This is a genomic window from Thiomicrospira pelophila DSM 1534 (assembly GCF_000711195.1).
GTDB classification, from domain to species: Bacteria; Pseudomonadota; Gammaproteobacteria; order Thiomicrospirales; family Thiomicrospiraceae; genus Thiomicrospira; species Thiomicrospira pelophila.
The window spans coordinates 1,119,412-1,138,770 of the sequence record NZ_JOMR01000001.1 but is presented as its reverse complement, the minus strand read 5'-3'; the positions used below and the strand labels follow the sequence as shown (position 1 = coordinate 1,138,770).

Sequence of the window (19,359 nt, the reverse complement as noted above, 5' to 3'; positions counted from 1 at the left end):
CCTTTAACAAGTCATTTAAACCAATTGTTTAACCGAATGAGAGCCCAAAACCCCTTATGAGAAGTTACCCTGACCACCTACCTATTTGGATTGATGACTCGCTCCCACCGCATTTTCCCCCCACTCATTTAGCGTTGGATGAGCCAAATGGTTTATTAGCGGTTGGGGTTGAAAAACTCACCCCCGAGTGGATGTTGGAAAGCTATACACAAGGCATCTTTCCTTGGTCGGGAGACGATGAACCTATCACTTGGTGGACACCCAACCCGCGTGCGGTGCTGTTTACCGACCAGGTCAAAATCAGTAAAAGCCTGCGCAAAACCCTTAACTCTGAGAAGTTCACGGTCAGCTTTGACCAGGCTTTTTTAGACGTAGTAAAAGCTTGCGCAACCACCACCAGGCCTGGTCAGGACGGTACGTGGATTCGCCAGGATATGCAGCAAGCTTTGCTACAACTTCATCAAAGTGGGAATGCACATTCGGTTGAAGTTTGGTATCAGGATCAATTGGTTGGCGGCTTATATGGTTTAAGTGTCGGCCAAATGTTCTTTGGCGAATCCATGTTTGCGTTGATGTCGGATGCCTCCAAAGTCGCCTTAGTGACGTTATGCCAGCAACTTAAAGCCTGGAACTGGCCGATGATTGACTGCCAGATGGAAACAGACCATCTCAAAAGTTTAGGTGCAACCACGCTGGCGCGTGAAGAGTTTGAAGCCATTATTCACCAACAAACCGCACTCGTGGTCGAACCTCATCCGTGGAAAGTTAAGCCTATATAAATGTAAAACAGGGTAATGCCGTATTTGCTTTAGCATCGGTCATAGAATAAGATTCAAACACAGTTCGTCCGTCAGCCAACAGCAACACCTTGATAGTGAAGAGAGGCTCATGATACCGCGCACCGATAAACGGCCCGTCAATTTAAGCTTATGGCACTTCCATTTCCCGCTCAACGCCCTTGTTTCCATCAGCCATCGTATTAGTGGCGTGATTTTAATCCTCAGCTTATTTATTTGGCTCCTTCTGCTTAATCAAATGATATTAATGCCGACTGACTTTGCTCAGCACCAGGCCTGGTTGTCGAGTCTAAGCGGTCAAGTTTTTTTGAGCTTGTTTTGGCTGGCGCTCTGGTTTCACTGGCTCGCTGGAGTTCGGCATTTATTAATTGAATTCTGTCTCAGCAACCGAATCAAAACGGCTTTAAGAACCCCGCAAGCGGCCATTGGCTGCTTTACTGTTTGGGGCGTGGGCACTTTGCTCATCTTGGTGAGGATTTGGTTATGAAATTAATAAGCGGTCAACGTGCATTTGTCTGGCAAATGCTTAGTGGGTTCTATCTTGCCATCTTTTTCCCTTATGTGGCTTGGCTAAGCTTGAGCCAAGCCATTGATTCAGCTAACCAATTAGCCACCCTCTTAACCTCACCCGGCGTTTTAATACCAGGCCTGGTGGCGGTCGGTTTAGGTTTAATCCACGCCTGGGTTGGGCTGCGTGATGTGTTGATTGACTATGCGCCCAGACGCTATTTAATTGCTTTATTATCAAGCATGGCCTTGTTTTGGCTATTCCTCATCGCCAATTTAGCTTGGTTAGTGGCACAACTGATAGGAATGTCTATATGAACTCAAACTTACAAGCGGATAATTTTCATTTTGACGCGATTATCATTGGCGCAGGCGGTGCGGGTTTACGTGCCGCTTTAGAATTGGCCGAGTCAAAATACCAGGTCGCGGTTATTTCCAAAGTTTTTCCGACGCGCTCGCATACCGTGGCGGCGCAAGGCGGCATCAACGCGGCTCTGGGTAATGTCTCCGCTGACAATTGGCACTGGCATATGTTTGATACGATCAAAGGCAGTGATTATTTAGGCGACCAAGATGCGATTGAGTTTATGTGCCGCGAGGCCAGTGAAATTGTGCGCGAACTTGAACATTTTGGCGTGCCCTTCTCGCGCTTAGACTCAGGCAAAATTTATCAACGGCCGTTTGGTGGACAAAGTCAGGAGTTTGGCAAATCACAAGCGACCCGCACCTGCGCCGCGGCCGACCGAACTGGTCATGCGATTTTGCATAGCCTTTACCAACAGAATCTGAAAGCCGGCTCCAGCATTTTTTCCGAACACTATGCGCTTGATTTAATCAAAAACCAAGCTGGCCAAATTGCAGGTGTCATGTGTTTGGACATTCAAACCGGTGAATACCGTTTAATGCGCGCACAGCATATCCTGATCGCCACCGGCGGAGCCGGCCAAGTTTATCGCACCAACACCAATGCCACCATTAATACCGGCGACGGTTTAGGCATGGTGTTACGCGCCGGTTTACCCTTAATGGACATGGAATTCTGGCAATTCCACCCCACCGGCGTGGCAGGCAAAGGGATGTTAATGTCCGAAGGCGCACGCGGAGAAGGTGGTCTATTACGCAACGCCAGTGGCGAAACTTTTATGGAACGCTATGCCCCTAAAGTGAAAGATTTGGCTTCTCGTGATGTGGTGGCGCGAGCCATTTCGATTGAAATCCGTGAAGGTCGTGGTTGTGGACCCAATAAGGACTACATTGAGCTCGACTTAACTCACCTTGATCCTGAGCTCATCAAAAAACGCCTACCCGGTATTCGTGACATTTGTTTAACCTTTGTGGGTAAAGATCCGATTGACAGCCCTATTCCGATTCACCCGACTTGTCACTATATGATGGGTGGCATTCCCACCAATTTACACGGCCAAGTCATCACAAAAGAAAACGGTCAAGTTAGTGTGGTGCCGGGGCTATACGCAATTGGAGAAGCCGCTTGCGTCTCCGTACACGGCGCGAACCGTTTAGGAGGGAACTCTCTACTCGACCTGGTGGTTTTTGGTCGAGAGGCGGCTCGCCACCTAAATCAGAGTTTAAAAAACAAATCAACTGAACGCTTTGATCCAGTGTTGGATTTAACGTCCGTTGAACAACGTATTCAAAAATGGCAAACCACTGAAAATTCAGTCGACTCAAACACCACTACCGACTCAATTCGTCAAATCAAACAAGACCTTCAACAAGTAATGGAACACCACTGCGGCGTATTCCGTAATCACGACACCATGCAGCAAGCTTTACCTAAGCTCGAGGCCTTAAGCCAACGTTTAAGCAAGGTGGGATTGCAGGATCAATCCAATGTTTTTAATACCGAACGCCTGCAAGCCTTTGAGTTGGATAATTTGTTAAGCATCGGCTACGCCACGCTGCACAGTGCGTTAGCGCGCGAAGAAAGCCGAGGCGCTCACTCGCGTATCGACTTTCCTGAACGTGACGACCAGGCCTGGTTAAAACACAGTTTGTATTTTTCTAACTTACATCAACTGGATTACAAACCAGTGCAACTGAAACCGCTCACTGTGGAAAGCTTTGAACCCAAAGCTCGCGTTTATTAAAGGTTTTAAAGGTCTCATTATGAAATTTATCATTTACCGCTTTAACCCAGAAGTCGATGCCGTTCCTTATACTCAGACGTTTGAATTAAATTCAGCCGAGCTGAATGACGATATGATGCTGCTCGAAGCCTTGCAAAAACTAAAGGAACAAGATCCAACTCTCACTTTTCGCAGCTCCTGCCGTGAAGGGGTTTGCGGCTCGGATGGCATGAATATTAATGGAAAAAATGGCCTAAGTTGCATCACACGTTTATCCGAACTCAGCCAGCCCATTACGATTCGTCCTCTGCCCGGCCTGCCGGTTATTCGTGATCTGGTAATTGATATGGACACCTTCTACCAACACTACCACGCGGTTGACCCTTATCTCGAAGCGCCGATTAAAGATTTGGATCATGAGCATCTACAAAGTCCGCAGGAACGTGATCAACTGGATGGCCGTTATGAGTGTATTTTATGCGGCTGTTGCACCACCAGCTGTCCCTCCTTTTGGTGGAACCCGGATAAGTTTTTAGGCCCAGCGGCGCTGCTAGCCGCGAGTCGATTTTTAAAAGACAGCCGCGACCAACAGACCGAATTGCGTTTAGAAAGTTTGGATGACCCCTACAAAACCTTCCGCTGTCGCAACATTCAAAATTGCACCAGCAGCTGCCCAAAAGGCTTAGATCCAAGCAAAGCCATTTCTGAAATCAAGCATATGATGCTTAAAAAATCGCTATGAAGAACCACCAGGCCTGGTTAAACCCCATTCGGATAGCGGCTCGACGCGGTAATTTAGAAGCTGAATTATTGCTGGATGCTTATATTGACAAAGTATTAAGTCAGCAGAATAACCCCGAATTAATCAGCCAATTTACCCAATTGCTCGAACAAGATGATCAAACATTATTTGACTGGCTAATGCATCCTGACTCTAGTCCACCCCGCTTTCAATCCCTGATAACCGATATTCGCAAAACCTACTTAACCCCTAGTTGAGTTTCATTATTTTTTAAATTTTCCTATTCAAAACATGGTATAATCCGCAACAATTTTAATCCAAGGGCAATTCCTAGAAAGGACTTATGGCAAAACAAGACGTAATCGAATTTGAAGGCACGGTTCTAGAAACCTTGCCAAACACTATGTTCAAAGTACAACTTGAAAATGGACATGAAATTCTGGCTCACATTTCGGGTCGTATGCGCAAGAACTACATTCGCATTTTGGCTGGCGACAAGGTTAAGGTTGAACTAACACCTTACGACTTAACTAAAGGTCGCATCACCTACCGCGGAAAATAATCGTCTGCGCGATTGATAGAAAAAGCCAGCGTATTGAATTTATCAAACGCTGGCTTTTTTGTTTTCACTAACTCTTTCCTTATACTCAGTTATCCCTGTTATCAGTATAAAGCTGCAAAATCCCGGTTTCACCTCGCAGATCCCCCAACAGCCAGATTTGTTCAAAAGGATGCGATTTCGGTAAATTTACCAAATGTAAGTTGCGCTCAAAATCTTCACGTGTCCAAAGCGGATTGGCATTACGAATGATGAGCCAAGTTTGTTCAGAATGATAATGTTTATCGCCCTTGTTTTTGAGCAATAGATTTAAAGCTTCAAGTAAGCGATGATCTGGCGGGGTTTGGATTAGATTGATTAAGGCTTGGCGGGTTTCATCTTTTAGTTCGCGACCTAACAAATGCATGGCTTCAGCTTCGCTTCCGTACAAATGCGCGATTTCTAAATCGAGTTTTTGATGGTCGAAATAGCAGGTCACATCGGGCTTACGTGGCTCATTATGCCAAATATGACGCATTTTAATGCCATACTTCGCTTCGTAAAGCCGCATAAAAAGCTTGGCGGCGGCATGTTCAAGTTTGATTTTTTCAGACTGACTCATGTCACCGTTTGCAACATTTGATTGATTAGATACCACAGCATATAGCCGCCATATAAAACGACCATTACCACACTTAATAACGTGATCGGGCGTAAGCCTTTTTGTTCTGGAACACGTTCGCCTTTCCACTGCATTTTTTTTAAACGCCACTGGCGTTTTAATAGCCAGCCTAAAAAAATGACAACACCAATTAGGGTTATATACTTAAACATTCAATCTCATTAAGGTTTTACGGGTTTAATCAACTGGCGCACTTTTTCCAGTTGCGCTTGGGTATCCACCCCTACTCCGGCATCACACAAAGCATCTTCTACTAATATTTTTTCGCCGTGCCACAACACACGCAATTGCTCTAACTTTTCAACCTGTTCCAAATCGCACTCCGGCCACGCCACATAACGTTTCACAAAGCCTGCGCGGTAGGCATACAAACCGATATGACGCTTATAGTGCCAATTGGTCGGCAAAACCTTAGGTTCATTGGCAAACTCGTCACGCGCCCAAGGTAAAGGCGCACGACTAAAGTTGATCGCAAAATTCTGTGCGTCACGACTCACTTTAACGGCGTGAGGGCTGAATAAAGTATCCAAATCCTCAATTGGCTCACATAACGTGGCCATAAACACGTCATGACGACCTTCTAAGGCTTGCGCGACCTGGTGAATAAGATCTTCCGGTAACATGGGTTCATCGCCCTGCAAATTAACGATAATTTCGTTATCTAATAAGCACAGTTGATCAATCACCTCAGCAATGCGTTCGGTGCCGGATTGATGGTGTTCGCTGGTTAAACACACCTCTGCACCAAACGCTTCGCAAACGGCTTTGACTTGCTCAGATTCGGTTGCAATCACGACACGTTGCGCTCCGGACTTAAGTGCTTGCTGCCAGGTCCAATAAATCATCGGATGACCGTGAATATCCATCAAAGGTTTACCGTGTAAACGACTGGATGCAAAACGCGCGGGAATGATCACATTAAAAGACATAGTTGAGCCTTAAAGGTAAGTGCGAAATAAACAAGCTTGGATTAAGACTTCAGCTTACGGTAGTGTTCGGCCTCATCTGGCGTAATCTGGCGTGCCTCTTCCTCTAGCATAACCGGAATACCATCACGCACCGGAAACGCTAAATTAGCCGCGGTCGAAATCAACTCTTGCTTGGACTTGTCATACACCAGCTTGGTTTTGCTGATAGGACAAACCAGAATATCCAATAAGTTCGGGTTTAACGTCATGTGCTTGCCTTATGTTTAAGTTTGGGGTGCTGGCTTATTTGATTCAATAAACCTTGCGCGAATTCGTCGGAACATTCAGGCTCCACTTCCAACACCCACCAGTTGTCTGCTGCGAATTCTTGACATTTTACCGCATCTTTAGCTGTCATAAACACGGGTTTTTGTGTGTCTAACGATTTAAAGTCCTCAAGCCTATAAGCATGATGATCACTAAAGTTCAGTGGTTCCACCTTCACCGCCAATTCCTCCAAAGTCTGATAAAAACGTGCGGGATTGCCGATTCCGGCCATCGCATAACCGGATTGACCTGAAAATGCTTGAATATCAAGCCGTTTGCCAGGCTGATTAAGCGCATAAAAATAGTGAGGTTTGAGTCGCATTGTACCGAGCAATGGTCTATTAAACTCAAACAAAGCGGGTTGATCGCCATTAAACACCACGAAACCCACCTCATTTAATCGCAAAGGGGGTTCACGTAAAGGTCCGGCTGGCATACATAATCCATTACCTAAACCATTATTCGGGCGCGAAGAGTCCAGTAGCACGACCTCAATATCACGTGCCAAAGCATAGTGTTGCAAACCATCATCACTAATCACCACATCCACACCAAACTGCCGCTGCATTAGCGCTAAAGCCTCAGCACGTTTCGGCGCCACCACCACCGGACAGGCTAAGCTTTGTGCAATTAATACCGGCTCGTCCCCTACCAGGCCTGGTGCTGAATCTGACGTAACAACTTGTGGCCAGGTTTTGGACTGACCACCATAGCCACGGCTAATAACCCCAAAGGTCAATCCACGCGCTTTGAGCTGACGACCGAGCCATTGAATAAATGGCGTTTTACCCGAACCGCCGACTACAATATTGCCCACCACAACCACCAGGCCTGGTGATTGTGGTGGGGCTTGGCGAAACTGGGCGAGCCGACGACGCGCCAACCAACACACTGCTTTAGATAAAGGTTTTAATAAAGCGCTACGCCAATCGGCTTTTAACCAAAAACTTGGCCAACTCAAATGAACATCCTCTTGTTAGCTTTTATTTCTGTAATCATCTTTTTCCTTAGCACCAGGCCTGGTGATTAAACACATCTGACGTTTAAAGCTAATTAATCGCACAATAATTTGTCAGACGGCTTTCAACTCGTCTCAAGTTTTCATTTGCGCCAAACAATACCAACACATCATCACGCTCTAACTGGGTTTCTGGATCAGGCGTTAAGTTGCGCTCGCCACTTCGCACCAAGGCATTCAAGACGAGGTCATCTTGTTCTAGTTTGAGTTCAGATAAGGTTTGACCAATGGCTGAACTGCCTTCGGTTAAGACCACCGAATGCAAAAATTCGGGTAAGTTTCGACAATCGTTAATTTCTACCGTGCTTCTAAAGAGTTCTCGCATCATTTGGTAACGACTTACACGGTTGTCCTGCAAGGTTCGGGCGACTTTGGCTAAAGGCATTTTTAATGCCAACATTGCGTGTGAACCTAACATTAAACCGGCTTCAAATGTTTCTGGAATCACTTCAGTTGCGCCCGCTTTTTGCAATTCTTCAACATGCATTTCGTCGCGGGTTCGAACCAGTATCGGAATTTTTGGACTGGTTTGACGAACCAGCTTGAGTGTTTTTAAAGTAGAGGGCAAATCGTCATGACAAATTAACACCAATTTAGCCCGCATCAAGCCTACACTTTCAAGCACGGCGATGTCGGATGAATCACCATAATAAACTGGCTCACCACCTAACCGTGCTTCCTTTACACGCCCTGAATCCATATCAAGTGCGACATAGGGCACACTTTCTTTTTCCAGCATATGCCCCACAATCTGACCTATACGACCATAACCAGCAATAATCACGTGGCTGTTTTGATTATCAGGCGGGGTTTGTTCAATCGTTAAATCCGTACTGACACCTTGATCAGCTTTAGGTTTAAACCAACTCGCAATCCTCTGATTGTAGCGAATTAAAAACGGTGCCAAGATCATAGAAAACAGCACGGCGGTCAAAACCACTTGGGACATACGTTCTTCTAAAATCGAATTTTCAATCCCAATTGCCAGCAAGGCAAACCCGAATTCACCGCCCACCGCCAATAACAAACCAGTACGCAAAGCGGTCGCAAAATCGACCCCTGAGAGTTTAACAATTGCCGTCACCAATAATAGCTTAACCGTCAATAACGCCAATGCACCCAATAAGGCTTCAACCCAAATATCCGGCAGGATAGACGGGTTGACCAACATACCAATACTGACAAAAAATAAACCGAGCAATACATCCCGAAAAGGTCGAATCGTAGACTCAACTTGATGGCGAAACTCCGTTTCGGCCAACATCATACCAGCCAAAAAGGCGCCAAACGCCATGGATAAACCAAGACTCATGGTTGTCCAAGCCGCTACTAAAGAAACCAATAGCACCGTTAAGGTAAACAGTTCCGCCGAACCACGTTGTGCGACCATATGAAAAAACGGTTTAAGCAAATAACGTCCTAAAACAAATACGATCAAAAATGCTAATACTGCTTTAAACATCGCCCAGCCTAAATCCATCGCCAAAGCTTGGGTGGAGGCTACCGCCAAAACCGGAATAATCACGACAAACGGCACCGCCGTAATATCCTGAAACACCGACAAAGTCACGCCCAAACGTCCATGACGGGTTTGATCTTCACCCTGTTCTACCAGTTGTTTAGAGATAATGGTGGTTGAGGATTGGGCAAAAATAGCGCCGATGACAAAAGCCGCAACGCTCGGCACACCCATAAACCATAAAATAAGCGCGACCACCGCAGTGGTTAAAACCACCTGTGCAGTGCCTAAGCCTAAAATAGTGTGGCGCGACGCATAAATTTGCGCCATAGAGAAACTTAAACCGATCGTAAAAAGAAGAAAGACAATACCAAACTGAGCGATTAACCTGACATACTCTTCACTGACCACCGGACCGGCGGTGTGCTCACCTAACAAAATCCCAACCGCCAGATAGGCTAAGCTGGCTGGAATTTGTAAGCGTTGGAAAAGCAAAATGATAAAAACCGTAACCGCAAGCAACAATAAAACTTGTGTAAGCGCTTGTTCTAGCATGCGGCAATCCTTATCGTAGGCTTAAATTATCGCAATTATAGCAAACGATAAGCTTTTCTTATAACCCAGTTTCAGCAAGCTTTATTAAATACGGATAGGCGTAATAAAACTCGCTGGTTTAATCGCCAACACCGAACACTCAACTTGTTCCAAAATGGATTCGGCGGTATTACCAATCATCAAGCCTGGTAAACCGATCCGACCAATCGTGCCCATAACTAACAAATCAATACCGTGGTTTGACACCAACTTTGGTATGACTTCTTTCGCATCACCTTTAGCCGCATGCACCTGAACATCTGGCATCGCATCACGCGCGGCACGAATTTCATATTCAAGCGCCGACAGATGTTGTTGACGAATTTTTTCACTAAACCGCAACATGTCTTCATCAGACAAATCACTATTCCAATACCGCACCAAATTTTCAGCATCGGCCTGCCAAGCATGCGCAATATGCAAAAAGGCATTATCCGCTTGGGCCATATCCTGAGCTACCGATAAAATCACTTGATTTAACGGCTCGACTTGTAAGCTTTCAGACTCAATATCCACATCAATACTTGCCATCACCTTATTTAAAGTGACTGGCGAACCTTGTTGATGTAATAACAAAGGACAGGGGCATTTGCGCAGTAAATGCATATCCTGACTACCAAACACATGGTGAGCTAGATTCTTTACATCTTCATCTGTTTGCTTAACCACCAAGTCGACTTGATCTATTAGTACTTGTTGAACAGTTTTATAAAAAAGCTTGCCAAATTCAACCTGTGTCTCAAGCACAACACCCTGTTCGCGCGCTTGAATAGACCAATCTTGCATGGATTCGAACGCATGCTGAGTTTGTTTTTTTACTAACTCCCTAATTGAACTCTCATCCAATAAAACTGAGACACTCGAACTCATAGCCGGCAATACACGCAAACATTTAATACTCGCCTGCTTACGTTTGGCTAGAGCCAAACTCCAATCGAACAGCGACTGTTCTTCTGCCGGGTTTTGAGAAACCAATAAAATACGATTTACTTCAAACATGTTTTGCTCCTAAATCCTGGCTTGCTGTTGCTGTACTAATATCGGTTGTTAATCGGTTGACCGCTTCTAACGCCGCATCATGATACGGAACCATCACCATATCCACACCCAACTCTTTAAAATATTCGGCATCATTTTGATGTGTTGCTGCTAAGGCCACCCTGCCTTGATACTGATCGGACTTTAATGACTTGTATAATGCCAAACTTAAGTTCCGATCACGCATCGTCCCCACCACCCAACTCGCTTCATGCAATGGCAAGCTAGCAATAAATTCGGGGTCTTCGGCGTCCCCATAACGGGTAGGTACACCGTGATTTGAAGTCTCGCGTACCAAATCAGGATTAAAATCAATTGCTAAAACCGTTTTACCTTGTTTTTGTAGGTTTTGTGCAATCACCATACCAAAACGCCCTAGACCAAATACAATTACATCTGTTGATTTAGCCGGCAAGTCTTGGTCAAACTCGGTTTCTCGATATGGCACTTTGCGTTCAAACACACTCATGTAAGGAGCCAATTTTTCGTAAATTGGGTGTGAATAAAGAATCATATAGGTTGAAGCTGAAATTGTGATTAAGCCAACCAACGTAATTAAGCCGACCGTTTCTTGATCGATATGACCTAAATTAAAGCCTAGAGCGGCTAAGATTAAAGAGAACTCTGAAATCTGAGCGACTGTTAAACCGGCTAAAAAACCAGTTCGTTTTCGATACCCCATATACCCCATAATCGCCATAACAATCAAAGGGTTACCAATTAAAACAAACACCGACAAAATAAGCGCCGGGGTTACTTGAGCACCAAGGGTTTCCATCTCAAGGCTAGCGCCCAAGCTGATAAAGAAAAATAGCAACAAAAAATCACGCAAACTGACTAAACGTGCACCAATCAATTCACGATAATGGGTTGACGCAAGTGAAATGCCGGCCAAGAAAGCTCCGACCTCTTGGCTGAAGCCAAGCATTTGACCCGCAGCAGCCCCCATAACGGCCCAAGCAATGGCAAACAGAATAAGTAGCTCAGGTGAACGAGCTAAACGATTAAGCAATCCCGGAATCACATAACGCATCAACAAGGCGACCACCATCAGCATAAACACGCCTTTAGTTAATACCATAAAGGCTTCCAAACCCATATTAGTGGTGCCATCGTTTTGGCCCAATGCAGTTAAACCAATCATCGCCAACACAACGACGATATCCTGCACAATCAAAAAACCGATTGCAATACGACCATGTAGGGCATCTAGCTCACGTTTGTCGGATAAAAGTTTAACGATAATAATGGTACTGGAGAAGGTTAACGCAACGGCGACATAGAGCGCTCCGATGGGTGACATACCAAGGGACAAAGCAATTAAAAACCCAAACACCGAAGTAAATAAAACCTGACCTAGGCCGGTAAATAAAGCGACCACACCCATGGTTCGAATAATGTGCAAATCGAGCTTTAAGCCCACCACAAATAATAGAATCGCGATGCCCAAATGCGCAAGCAGATTGATTTGTTCATTTAGTGTTACGACGCCAAACACCGCTGGCCCGACAAGAATCCCAACCGCAATAAACGCCACAATTAAAGGCTGGCGAAGCTGCATCGCTATAAAACCGACAATAGCGGATACAGCTAATAAAATACCAAACTCGACAAACGCACTTTCAAACATAACTTCTCCAATCGAGATTGGTTAATATGAAATAGAGTAACATTCTAGCACCTAGAGAACTAAAACCAACTTGATCACATTAATTTACGCGGTACTTACTCATTATTCGATAGCACGAACCACCTTGCGGCAATCATTAATCACTTTATAAATGTCATCCCTCTCGAATGGCTTAGTGATAGAACCATCAAATCCAAGTTTAATTAAATCCTCTATTTCCCCTGGATTGCTCTGCGTGTTTATTGCATAAAACTGCGTACTATACCGGGTAAGAGTGGGTATGGATTTAAACAAAGTTAAAGCCTCACCATTATTCCAACCCTGTAAATTACTATCCAGCAGTACCAAATGTGGTGGCCAGCGCTTAGCGATCTCCAAACCGTTTTCTACAGTGGGTGCAATTTTAAATTCCAAATCATTCAAGGAAGCGACAATATTCGACATGGACTTCATATTGGCATGATTATCTTCAATATAAAGTATTCGAAACTTTTTTGAGACTTCGGTTAAATGGACTAAGTTAGACGGCTTAGATTGAAAGTTTTCATCCTCTAAGGTTGATGGCAATTTTTCTAGATTAGATGCTTGAAGCGGCAGACCCAGCCTAAAATCAGAACCGCGCCCTTCTTCACTGGTAACACTTAAATAACCCTGCATTTGATTCACCAAATCCAGTGCAATACTTAAACCGATACCAGTCCCTTCAATATTAGAGGTTTCATGCCCTAAGCGATTAAAGGGTTCAAACACCTTATCAAGATAAGACTTAGCAATTCCGACCCCAGTATCCTTTACACTTAACTCCCAATAATCCTGATTTGATTTATGCGTAATTTGGCAACTGAGCCGGACTTCACCATTTGGTTTATTGTATTTGATTGCATTACTGATTAAGTTCAATATCACTTGTTTCAGTCTTAACCTATCCGCAATCACCACCTCATCCGTATCAAGTGTCTTATATACCAACGTGACATTATGAGCTTTGGCTTCTGACTCGGTCAAAGTGATCGCTTCTTTAACTACCTTCTTCGCCAATACCGGTTCAAGTGAAATTTTAAGTTTGCCACTTTCGAGTTTAGCAAATTCCAAAACATCATTAATCAACTGCAGCAAATGTTTACCACTGGATTGAATAATCTCAACTTGTTCACGTTGCCCGTCTGTTAAGTTTGAGATATTTAGCAATTGAGAAAACCCGATAATCGCATTTAAAGGGGTTCTAAGTTCATGAGTCATGGAAGATAAAAATTCAGACTTGGCTTTATTGGCTGTTTGCGCCACCGACTTCTCATATTCCGCCGAAACCAAAGCCCTTTGTAAGGTTTCTCTCAACTCAACAATTAAAGTAATATCTTGACGGATTGAAAGGTATTCGACTAGATTATCTTTCTGATCCAAGATTGGAATAATGTAGGACATAACATAATAACTTGTGCCGTCTTTACCTAAGTTTTTGATTTCACCACGCCATATTTGTTTGTTTTGGATTGTGTGCCACAAGTCCTCAAACACATCCTTCGACATATCAGGGTGACGTACCAAGTTATGTGGTGAACCAATTAACTCTTCAGCCGTATAACCGCTAATATGACAAAAATTGTCATTCACACTCGTGATGTTTCCATATCGATCAGCTCGAGAAACAATTAGCGTTTTATCTATTGCGATATTTAAATATTTCAGATTGAAAATTAGGTTATTTGTTCTGACCAATAGTTGGTTAAACAGCGTTGACATCTCACCTATTTCATCTTTACGTAATACTTCAACAGACTGATTGTACTGCTTAGTTTTTATAATATTTTTAATTGTACGACTCATGTCACGCATCGGCTTCAATACACTTGAACGCAACAACCCCATTTGTATCATTAACATTAGGAATACTAAGGCATAAATGGCTAATAAAATCCAAGCCAATTTTAACGTTAAAGACAATGCTTGCTGTCTGAGTACCTTTTCTGGCACAGCAATCAAATGAAAAGCTCGAACATTATTCAACTCATCAAAAATCGGTTTGGTCTGATAGTACCAGCCCTGTTTCTTTTGCATTTCAGGCTGAATAGCTTCAGCCCGAGAAAGTGTCCAACCCGCTAATGGGCGATCTACAAAATAACGTCCATTATCCAGGACGTATTTTTGATCGGCTTCTACAATCGATGCACCCGTGTCTTGCTCAAAGACCAAATACTCCATTCCATCGGCTTCAAACTCCATCAAAATTTGTTTAAGACCTTGAGAAATCGTCATATAACCAACCAACTCATTAGAGTCCAAAGCAAACACAGGTTGAATAGTAATGACTCGATAAACATTACCAAACCCACCCTTATCCACCTGGGTTACAGTCGTCGCTTCAGCCATCACTTTTTTAATCATTGGGTGTTCAGTCACATCCTGACCATAAGAGTCGGGGTCATAAGACTTATACAATGAGCGCCCATCATATGAAATGGCATGGAACGCATAGTTCACAAACCCAGTCCACTTAGCATACTCTTGTCTTAAATGACCCAGTTCGCGAATTAACGCTTCACGATCTTGATAGGCTAGTGCGTCGCGTATAGTTGAAACATTAGACAAGGCAACCGCCACACCATGCAAAATCTTTTGTTTTTTATCAATGCGTTCTTCTAGCAATATAGCCTGGCGGGTTTGATGGCGATTTTCTACCTGGTCTAAATAATACTCATACACAAAAAACAACGAGACCAACCCCACTGCAAACAACAATAACAAGCTGATTATTGATAATTGAACATTCTTAGCTAATAATGAATTTCTCATGTGGGTGGGAGCTCTTGGTAGCGATCGCAAATTAACTGGACTTTAGGAAGGATTTTTAAAAAGACCTCGACCAACACTGGATCAAAATGCTGGCCTTTTTCACGCTCAATTAATGCTACCGCTTGCGCGGTAGACCAAGCCTTCTTATAAGGACGTTCTGAGGTTAAGGCATCAAACACATCCGCTACCGCAACAATTCGTCCAGATAATGGAATTTGTTCGGCTTTTAAGCCATATGGATAGCCTTTTCCGTTGTATTTTTCATGGTGAGTTAAGGCAATTTCGTGTGCCATTTTCAATAAGTCAGAGTCCGAATTAGACAAGATTTCAGCGCCGATTTTAACGTGTTCTTGCATTAATAAATACTCGTCATCATTTAACTTGCCGGGTTTGAGCAAAATAGTATCCGACACCCCGATTTTACCTATATCGTGCATAGGAGAGGCGATAGCAATCAACTCACAATAATCGGCATCCATTCCCAACTCTTCAGCCATGGCTTGCGCAATCAAACTCACACGTTTGACATGATTACCGGTTTCATTATCGCGGTATTCAGCCGCACGCCCTAGCCGGTAAATCATTTCCATTTTTGCTTCTTCAAGTGCTTTGGTGCGTGCTTGCACTTCAGAGGTCAAAACTTTATTTTCCGATTGCAGCGCGCGCTTCATATGCCAATTCTGTAAATGAATCGCAACCCTTTTTAACAGCTCTATACGGTTAAAGGGCTTGGTTAAATAATCGCTCGCACCAACCTCTAGTGCACGAATTCGGCTTTCTTCATCGACTTGTGCCGTCACCATAATTACGGGTGGTCGGTTAGCCACACTCCAATGTTGTTCAAATAAAGCCAATACCGAAAAGCCATCCATAATTGGCATGTTGATATCTAACAACACTAGGTCAAATTCTTGATCTCGAATCAAGTCGGCAATATCTAACGCATTGACCACTGAGGTAAAATTCCGGTAGCCACCTGATGCTAAGGTGGCCTCGACCACATTAATGTTCATTTTGTTATCATCAATGATCAAGAAATTCGAGTCTTCAATAGGAATGGGGGATGATTTCATAAAGCATCTCGCTTAAACGGTTTGGGTACTGGCTTAGGTATAAGTATAAGTTTCATCTAGTATTTAAACTCAAATAACGTTTTTAATGATTAAATTATACTAAACAGCTAAATACAACAAGAAAAACCTCACATTATTAGGGATTATAAAGTCAATTCGCATTGGTGATGGAACCAACGCTTTTTCGAGACCCGCGAACGATTAAAAACTAGCCATTCTTGAGGCGTAAAACGAATTTGAATTGCCCCTTCGCAAGCGGTATTTAACCAATCAATCTGTTTGGCCTCAATACGTTGACGCGTTTGCTGAGCGGGAAAGCCAAAGGCATTTCGATAGCCGGCGCTAAACAAAACTAATTCAGGCTGTAAAGCCTGCAGCCAGGCCTGGTGAGTCGAATGACGACTGCCATGATGTCCAGCAATCAACACTGAACTCCGGAGATGAGATTGACCATAATGCTCGATTAGCTTGGCTTCGTGTTTGGAACTTAAGTCCCCAGTAATCATCACACTGGCATCAGTTGTACTCACCTTCAAAACACAAGATTGATCATTATGATCTCCTGCCACAAATAAACCCGGCGCCAAGACTTCAAATTTCACTCCATCCCACCACCAACTTTGCGATGCTTCGCAAGCCTCAAAACCGCTCAATTCAAAATTCTGTTTTAAACGCTCAACCTGGCCGCTTAAACGCGTTTCGATTGGCCAGTCCTCCACTAGGCTGCGAGCCCCGCCGGCATGATCTCGATCCGCATGGCTCACCATTAACATCTCAATGGTTCGCTTGCCTCTATAGCGCAAATAAGGTGAAATTGCGATTTGCGCGCCATCGAAACGGGCACCAAAACTCGGTCCAGTATCATAAACCAAGGTTTTATTTTGGGTTTCAATCACCAAAGCTTGGCCTTGACCAACATCTAACAAGCTTAACCAAAACCCACCATAAGGCACGTTTTCTGGTTTATTAGGCCAGAACAAAATGCCGACGGCTAAACCAATACTCATGAGTTTGACAAACAAGTTAGACTTTAAATGACTTCGGCTTGGCGGCCGCGGAGATTTTGCTACTGGCTTTGAAGCCGTCCACCGAAATAACAGTCCACTAAATACCAACCCATAGACCAACACTACTTGCCATAATGCAATTGGTACGGGTTTCCATTCACTCAACGGCCATTGCGAAATGGTGTTTAAAGCCCACCATAAGCCCGCCCATAAGTAGTCATTCAACCAAACCAACAACACGGCAAGGTCGTTTGATAGAAAAGAAACCAGCGTGGTCAGAAACAACAATGGCAAGCCAATAAAACTCACAAACGGTACAGCCAGCAAATTGGCGAGCAAACTGTATATCGGCACTTGTTGATAAAACCACCATAAAGCCGGAGCCAGGCCTATCGACAAAACCAATTGAATTAAAACGGCTTTTTGCCAAACTGGCCGAGCTTTAACCTGAGGCTGATTTAACACTAAAAAGATCAAACCCACAGCTAAAAATGACAACCAAAAACCCTGTGATAACACACTTTCCGGCTGCCAAACGACCACTACTAAAGCTGCCAATAATAACACTGACCAAGGTTGAAACTGGCGTCTTAAAAGCAAAAACACCACCGTCACCGCTACCATGATCCAGGCTCGCTGAGTCGGAATACTAAAGCCCGCCAACAAGCCATAAATAGTCGCCAACATCAGTGCGACTGCACTACCAAACCAGTGCACCGGATAACGCTCAAAACGTCGGATCGGTAAACGCCAAATCAAGCGCCCGACGCCATACCCCATTAAAGCTACCAAAGCCAAATGCAGGCCGGAGATGGCCATTAAGTGAATGGTTCCGGTGGCGCGCATTAATGACCAATCGTTATCTGAGATAGCTTGTCGATCAGCATATAACAAAGCGTTATAGATCCCGCCAAAACGAGAATCACCCCAAACCGAATTTAAGTGGTGTCCTAATGCCGCACGTATTTGATGGTGATCAAAGCTGTGCTTAAGCAAGCGTGGTTCCGCTTCATTGATTCGCACATATCCCGTGGCTTTTAGATCCTGCTGATGCGCCCAAGCCTCATAATCAAACCCGCCTGGGTTCATACTGCCATGAATGGGTTTAATACGTACCGCCAGCCGATAAGACTCGCCTGGTTTTGGTGTCCAATTGCAACGATAACAACTTAATCGAATGGTCGGTTTAGGCCACGACCAGGCCTGATAGGCATTTTGATCAAGGCTTTCCAGCCGTGTTAAACGCATCTCATATCGTTGAATTGGTAAGGAGTTAGATTCACGCACATTATTTTGCACCAAACCCACAATTCGTCCTTCTACCCAATGGGTTTCGCCCATCATCGACTCGGACAAATTAGGTGTCAAAAAGACAGACAAACTTAACCAAATCCAGCCTATAATAACGCCTAAACTAAAATGTTCAATTCGCAGCCAAGATCGCCATATTGCCACACTGAAAACAAGAATCGCAGGCATTAGATACAACCAACTCGGCCAGTCACCCAGTTGATAAAGACCAAATATAACGCCAACAAATCCAAGCGAAAAACTGATAAACATGCCAAAAAAACTCTTTAAAAAATGGATTCCAGACCCAAAAAAACTGCTCAAGATAAAAGGGTTTAGTTCAATCGCGCACTGGTTTCAAGACCCCAATCTCTGGCATTTAAACCGAAACTCGGTTGCCAAGGCTTTTTTTGTAGGCCCCTTTTGGGCCGCCATGCCAATGCCTTGGCAAATGGTCACGGCTGCATTATCAGCGATGATAGTGAGAGCAAACTTACCGTTAAGTATTGCGCTTGTGTGGATTAGTAATCCATTCACGATGGCACCAATTTGGTACTTCAACTACCGTGTTGGTTCATTATTATTGGGGGAACGAGCTAATGAGAGTTTGAACTTAGTCATAAGTTGGGAATGGATTTTCCATACCTTTACCGTAATCTGGCAACCCTTATTACTTGGTAGCTTTGTAGTTGGTTTGGCATTAGGTAGTATTGGCTATTTAGGAATTCACGTGCTGTGGCGCATTCAAGTCAACTTAAGTTGGCGTCGCCGCTTATCGTCAAGAAAAAATAAAGTGGTATTTAAAAAACCACGCTCTTTTCATGCACCCGACAATGTGCATAAACAAGACAACCACTAAGCACCAGGCCTGG

The 19,359-nt window shown here is 44.1% G+C and carries 19 protein-coding genes; 8 read left to right on the top strand and 11 right to left on the bottom strand.

What is annotated here, in order from left to right; genetic code table 11:
• The first annotated feature begins 56 nt into the window (after positions 1 to 56).
• The 7 genes from aat (at position 57) to infA (ending at position 4,695) form a co-directional block, all read left to right on the top strand.
• Positions 57 to 779, top strand: a complete 723-nt coding sequence (aat, locus tag N746_RS0105500; protein WP_038125894.1) for a leucyl/phenylalanyl-tRNA--protein transferase — start codon at positions 57 to 59, stop codon at positions 777 to 779.
• A gap of 109 nt (positions 780 to 888) precedes the next feature.
• Entirely contained in the window at positions 889 to 1,284 is a 396-nt protein-coding gene (sdhC, locus tag N746_RS0105495; protein ID WP_051678534.1) for a succinate dehydrogenase, cytochrome b556 subunit, read from the top strand.
• Complete coding sequence (gene sdhD, locus N746_RS0105490) at positions 1,281 to 1,622, top strand: succinate dehydrogenase, hydrophobic membrane anchor protein (RefSeq protein WP_038125892.1); 342 nt, start codon at positions 1,281 to 1,283, stop codon at positions 1,620 to 1,622. Before sdhC ends, sdhD begins: the two co-directional genes overlap by 4 nt.
• On the top strand, positions 1,619 to 3,412 hold the full coding sequence (gene sdhA / locus N746_RS0105485; protein WP_029934641.1) for a succinate dehydrogenase flavoprotein subunit: 1,794 nt from the start codon (positions 1,619 to 1,621) through the stop codon (positions 3,410 to 3,412). The genes sdhD and sdhA overlap by 4 nt, the downstream gene beginning before the upstream one ends.
• Before the next feature lie 19 nt (positions 3,413 to 3,431).
• Positions 3,432 to 4,133, top strand: coding sequence for a succinate dehydrogenase iron-sulfur subunit (locus N746_RS0105480; protein ID WP_029934640.1), 702 nt, complete (start codon positions 3,432 to 3,434; stop codon positions 4,131 to 4,133).
• The gene (locus tag N746_RS0105475; RefSeq protein WP_029934639.1) at positions 4,130 to 4,390 is read left to right on the top strand and encodes an FAD assembly factor SdhE; all 261 of its coding nucleotides are present in this window, start codon (positions 4,130 to 4,132) and stop codon (positions 4,388 to 4,390) included. Before N746_RS0105480 ends, N746_RS0105475 begins: the two co-directional genes overlap by 4 nt.
• An 86-nt stretch (positions 4,391 to 4,476) precedes the next feature.
• Positions 4,477 to 4,695: a translation initiation factor IF-1 gene (gene infA, locus N746_RS0105470; RefSeq protein WP_029934638.1), complete on the top strand. Its 219-nt coding sequence runs from the start codon at positions 4,477 to 4,479 to the stop codon at positions 4,693 to 4,695.
• An 85-nt stretch (positions 4,696 to 4,780) separates the two neighbouring features.
• On the opposite strand, the gene N746_RS0105465 is transcribed toward infA, so the two are convergent.
• The 11 genes from N746_RS0105465 to N746_RS0105415 all read right to left on the bottom strand — a co-directional run bounded on the left by N746_RS0105465 (position 4,781) and on the right by N746_RS0105415 (position 18,760).
• Entirely contained in the window at positions 4,781 to 5,293 is a 513-nt protein-coding gene (locus N746_RS0105465) for a hypothetical protein (protein ID WP_029934637.1), read from the bottom strand.
• Positions 5,290 to 5,505, bottom strand: coding sequence for a hypothetical protein (locus N746_RS0105460; RefSeq protein ID WP_029934635.1), 216 nt, complete (start codon positions 5,503 to 5,505; stop codon positions 5,290 to 5,292). Before N746_RS0105460 ends, N746_RS0105465 begins: the two co-directional genes overlap by 4 nt.
• Before the next feature lie 9 nt (positions 5,506 to 5,514).
• The gene (gene kdsB / locus N746_RS0105455; RefSeq protein WP_029934634.1) at positions 5,515 to 6,282 is read right to left on the bottom strand and encodes a 3-deoxy-manno-octulosonate cytidylyltransferase; all 768 of its coding nucleotides are present in this window, start codon (positions 6,280 to 6,282) and stop codon (positions 5,515 to 5,517) included.
• A 41-nt stretch (positions 6,283 to 6,323) separates the two neighbouring features.
• The gene (locus tag N746_RS0105450; protein ID WP_029934633.1) at positions 6,324 to 6,530 is read right to left on the bottom strand and encodes a Trm112 family protein; all 207 of its coding nucleotides are present in this window, start codon (positions 6,528 to 6,530) and stop codon (positions 6,324 to 6,326) included.
• Positions 6,527 to 7,549 (bottom strand): tetraacyldisaccharide 4'-kinase, encoded by a 1,023-nt coding sequence (gene lpxK / locus N746_RS0105445; protein WP_029934632.1) that lies wholly within the window; start codon positions 7,547 to 7,549, stop codon positions 6,527 to 6,529. Before lpxK ends, N746_RS0105450 begins: the two co-directional genes overlap by 4 nt.
• Before the next feature lie 88 nt (positions 7,550 to 7,637).
• On the bottom strand, positions 7,638 to 9,620 hold the full coding sequence (locus N746_RS0105440) for a monovalent cation:proton antiporter family protein (RefSeq protein WP_029934631.1): 1,983 nt from the start codon (positions 9,618 to 9,620) through the stop codon (positions 7,638 to 7,640).
• An 84-nt stretch (positions 9,621 to 9,704) separates the two neighbouring features.
• Positions 9,705 to 10,658 carry a universal stress protein gene (locus N746_RS10655; protein WP_029934630.1) on the bottom strand — a complete coding sequence of 318 codons (954 nt, stop codon included), beginning with the start codon at positions 10,656 to 10,658 and terminating at the stop codon, positions 9,705 to 9,707.
• The gene (locus tag N746_RS0105430; protein WP_051678533.1) at positions 10,651 to 12,327 is read right to left on the bottom strand and encodes a cation:proton antiporter; all 1,677 of its coding nucleotides are present in this window, start codon (positions 12,325 to 12,327) and stop codon (positions 10,651 to 10,653) included. Before N746_RS0105430 ends, N746_RS10655 begins: the two co-directional genes overlap by 8 nt.
• A gap of 102 nt (positions 12,328 to 12,429) precedes the next feature.
• Complete coding sequence (locus N746_RS10650) at positions 12,430 to 15,117, bottom strand: ATP-binding protein (RefSeq protein WP_051678532.1); 2,688 nt, start codon at positions 15,115 to 15,117, stop codon at positions 12,430 to 12,432.
• Positions 15,114 to 16,190 (bottom strand): HD domain-containing phosphohydrolase, encoded by a 1,077-nt coding sequence (locus N746_RS0105420; protein WP_029934625.1) that lies wholly within the window; start codon positions 16,188 to 16,190, stop codon positions 15,114 to 15,116. Before N746_RS0105420 ends, N746_RS10650 begins: the two co-directional genes overlap by 4 nt.
• A 143-nt stretch (positions 16,191 to 16,333) precedes the next feature.
• A complete protein-coding gene (locus tag N746_RS0105415) occupies positions 16,334 to 18,760 on the bottom strand; it encodes a DNA internalization-related competence protein ComEC/Rec2 (protein WP_029934623.1) in 2,427 nt (808 codons plus the stop codon).
• Here N746_RS0105415 and N746_RS0105410 point away from each other — a divergent pair.
• Complete coding sequence (locus N746_RS0105410) at positions 18,759 to 19,346, top strand: DUF2062 domain-containing protein (protein ID WP_051678531.1); 588 nt, start codon at positions 18,759 to 18,761, stop codon at positions 19,344 to 19,346. The genes N746_RS0105415 and N746_RS0105410 overlap by 2 nt on opposite strands.
• Positions 19,347 to 19,359: the final 13 nt, after the last annotated feature.

What these genes read in the sequence shown, in the direction of transcription:
- aat (WP_038125894.1), top strand. Translation starts at nt 57, where the DNA reads ATGAGAAGTTACCCTGACCACCTACCTATTTGGATTGATGACTCGCTC.
- sdhC (WP_051678534.1), top strand. Translation starts at nt 889, where the DNA reads ATGATACCGCGCACCGATAAACGGCCCGTCAATTTAAGCTTATGGCAC.
- sdhD (WP_038125892.1), top strand. Translation starts at nt 1,281, where the DNA reads ATGAAATTAATAAGCGGTCAACGTGCATTTGTCTGGCAAATGCTTAGT.
- sdhA (WP_029934641.1), top strand. Translation starts at nt 1,619, where the DNA reads ATGAACTCAAACTTACAAGCGGATAATTTTCATTTTGACGCGATTATC.
- N746_RS0105480 (WP_029934640.1), top strand. Translation starts at nt 3,432, where the DNA reads ATGAAATTTATCATTTACCGCTTTAACCCAGAAGTCGATGCCGTTCCT.
- N746_RS0105475 (WP_029934639.1), top strand. Translation starts at nt 4,130, where the DNA reads ATGAAGAACCACCAGGCCTGGTTAAACCCCATTCGGATAGCGGCTCGA.
- infA (WP_029934638.1), top strand. Translation starts at nt 4,477, where the DNA reads ATGGCAAAACAAGACGTAATCGAATTTGAAGGCACGGTTCTAGAAACC.
- N746_RS0105465 (WP_029934637.1), bottom strand. Translation starts at nt 5,293, where the DNA reads ATGAGTCAGTCTGAAAAAATCAAACTTGAACATGCCGCCGCCAAGCTT.
- N746_RS0105460 (WP_029934635.1), bottom strand. Translation starts at nt 5,505, where the DNA reads ATGTTTAAGTATATAACCCTAATTGGTGTTGTCATTTTTTTAGGCTGG.
- kdsB (WP_029934634.1), bottom strand. Translation starts at nt 6,282, where the DNA reads ATGTCTTTTAATGTGATCATTCCCGCGCGTTTTGCATCCAGTCGTTTA.
- N746_RS0105450 (WP_029934633.1), bottom strand. Translation starts at nt 6,530, where the DNA reads ATGACGTTAAACCCGAACTTATTGGATATTCTGGTTTGTCCTATCAGC.
- N746_RS0105440 (WP_029934631.1), bottom strand. Translation starts at nt 9,620, where the DNA reads ATGCTAGAACAAGCGCTTACACAAGTTTTATTGTTGCTTGCGGTTACG.
- N746_RS10655 (WP_029934630.1), bottom strand. Translation starts at nt 10,658, where the DNA reads ATGTTTGAAGTAAATCGTATTTTATTGGTTTCTCAAAACCCGGCAGAA.
- N746_RS0105430 (WP_051678533.1), bottom strand. Translation starts at nt 12,327, where the DNA reads ATGTTTGAAAGTGCGTTTGTCGAGTTTGGTATTTTATTAGCTGTATCC.
- N746_RS10650 (WP_051678532.1), bottom strand. Translation starts at nt 15,117, where the DNA reads ATGAGAAATTCATTATTAGCTAAGAATGTTCAATTATCAATAATCAGC.
- N746_RS0105420 (WP_029934625.1), bottom strand. Translation starts at nt 16,190, where the DNA reads ATGAAATCATCCCCCATTCCTATTGAAGACTCGAATTTCTTGATCATT.
- N746_RS0105410 (WP_051678531.1), top strand. Translation starts at nt 18,759, where the DNA reads ATGCCAAAAAAACTCTTTAAAAAATGGATTCCAGACCCAAAAAAACTG.
- N746_RS0105415 (WP_029934623.1), bottom strand. Translation starts at nt 18,760, where the DNA reads ATGTTTATCAGTTTTTCGCTTGGATTTGTTGGCGTTATATTTGGTCTT.